The organism is Ruminococcus sp. AM43-6, assembly GCF_003461785.1.
GTDB lineage: Bacteria > Bacillota > Clostridia > Oscillospirales > Ruminococcaceae > Hominimerdicola > Hominimerdicola aceti.
Window position 1 is genome coordinate 1 of the sequence record NZ_QTXU01000074.1, and the last position, 1,892, is coordinate 1,892.

Below are 1,892 nucleotides of genomic sequence, written 5' to 3' on the forward strand. Positions count from 1 at the left end.
AAATGCTGTAAGTGCAAAGGGAACCGTAAAATTCGCTTGAATGAAGAACTGACAAAGTTCCACAAGGAAGTTCTCTGCAACCTGAACAGCATTCACGGAGCGCTGCTGCGTATGAACCGAAGTATCCAGTCGGAAGGTGCAAACGGCATTATCAAGTGGAACAGGTCATATACCAGAGCTCGCAGAAGAGGATCAAAAGCCTTGAATTTAGAAATTGCGATGATTTGCTGTGGTTTTAATCTTCATAAATTCCACTTGAAAAAGCCTGCAATAAAAAAAGCGGCATAAATTTAGAATATTTTCCAGATTTTCAACACGGCAAAAACGCAGCTTTTGTGCCGCTGTGTTTGCTTTACCCAAAATTCAGCCAAAATAGTTATTTTTGCGATCTGGCATAAAAAAGAGCCGAGATTTCCCAAAAGCAGGAAATCTCGGCTCTTTGAGCGCTGTTTTTTTTACAACGCCTTTTTGTTTTTTTATACGGTGTCAGCGGTCAATTTACGAATTTCATAGAGCCCGTTCTATACTTCTGAACTGCGACGGAGTAATACTCTCAAACCTTTTGAAAATCTTGCAAAAATAACTGCTGTCACAGAAACCAGTTTCTTCAGCTATCTGATCGACAGTTTTCTGCGTTTCCGCCAGAAGCATTTTAGCCGCCTGTATCTTGCGTTTTGTGATATATTCCATCGGTCGGCAGTTCAAGGTCTGCCTGAATAATCTGCACAAATGCTGCGAAAAAACTCCTGCGGCTTTACTTATGGATTCAAGACCGGGCTGTTTCATATAGTTTTCGTCAATATATGCGATCGCCTTTGTCACCGCAGGGGCTATTTGTACACTGCCTTTTCCTTTCGCCGCAAGACGGCTCAATTCAATGAAAAAGCTGTACAGATAGCCCGACGCTCACCAAAAAGACGGGAAGACTGCTTTCTTTGCTGATTATCGGATAATCGTAGAATTTCAAAATTAATTCACCGCCTGTGCTAAAATCGTTATATCTTAATAATATCATTCATTGACTTGTATGTCAATAAGCGTTATAATCTGGCTATCTCAACTTCCGTGTTGATGTTAACAAGTATTTAACAATCAACTTATGTAAAATGAAATAATTTAGAACGCAATATTTGTTCAGCTATACAAAAATCTTGTGCATATGAGAGAAATATGCAGAATATAGTGACTTTTGGTGTTATATGTGTTAAAATAATGTATACGTAGATAAAAAAGTCTATTGCAAAAAAAATTTGATAAGCCCAATGAAGATGTAAATGTTTATTATGCACAATTACTCGTTGTAATAATTGTGTGATATGATGAAGTTAAATTACTCTGCAACAAAACTTGAAGAAAATCACACCTATATTATGAAAAAACGTTTAATATGAAAAATATCGTTAAGAGAATCGCAGCTATGGGTGCTGCTGTTATGATGATGAGCTCTATGGCTATTGGAGTTAGTGCGTACACGCTTCGTTTCACATCTGGAGCACCTTCAAGTGATAATGCAATAACTACAACAACCACTGTTATGGCAACAAGTGCCGGAAAAATAACAGTGAAATCCACAACATTCGCTGTTTCAGTCAGCGGTGCATATACGCAAATGAAATGTACTTCACATAAGACTAATGAATCGAATGTGAACTCCGTGGGTACATATTACATGAATTATAAAGGCACGGCTGTCCCAAAAGCGGGCACTCCGGTAACAGTAAAGGCTACTCTGACAAATTACGTTGTTAGTAAAACAGTATCATCAAAAGGAACGATAACAGCATAAAAATTTAAGGCGATACCGCATAACTCTGTCAAGCGGTCTTTGTGCGATATTGCCTTGTATTATAAGAAATCAAAGGAGCAACAAAATGAAGCTGCATTTAAAAATA

Annotated in this window: 3 protein-coding genes; 2 read left to right on the forward strand and 1 reads right to left on the reverse strand. The window is 37.9% G+C overall.

Translation table 11 applies throughout. The annotated features are described in order from the left end of the window. Positions 1-288: transposase (locus DW938_RS14435; RefSeq protein WP_181984474.1), on the forward strand; the 288-nt coding region annotated here is incomplete at its 5' end. A gap of 219 nt (positions 289-507) precedes the next feature. Here DW938_RS14435 and DW938_RS15205 read toward each other — a convergent pair. Continuing rightward, the gene (locus DW938_RS15205; RefSeq protein WP_242992566.1) at positions 508-786 is read right to left on the reverse strand and encodes a helix-turn-helix transcriptional regulator; all 279 of its coding nucleotides are present in this window, start codon (positions 784-786) and stop codon (positions 508-510) included. Positions 787-1,387: 601 nt separating this feature from the next. Here DW938_RS15205 and DW938_RS14445 point away from each other — a divergent pair. Then, positions 1,388-1,786, forward strand: a complete 399-nt coding sequence (locus DW938_RS14445) for a hypothetical protein (protein WP_118125586.1) — start codon at positions 1,388-1,390, stop codon at positions 1,784-1,786. The last annotated feature ends 106 nt before the right edge of the window (positions 1,787-1,892 follow it).

Bases quoted from the DNA above. Each gene is read 5' to 3' on its own strand.
- DW938_RS15205 (WP_242992566.1), bottom strand. From the start codon at position 786: ATGAAACAGCCCGGTCTTGAATCCATAAGTAAAGCCGCAGGAGTTTTT.
- DW938_RS14445 (WP_118125586.1), top strand. From the start codon at position 1,388: ATGAAAAATATCGTTAAGAGAATCGCAGCTATGGGTGCTGCTGTTATG.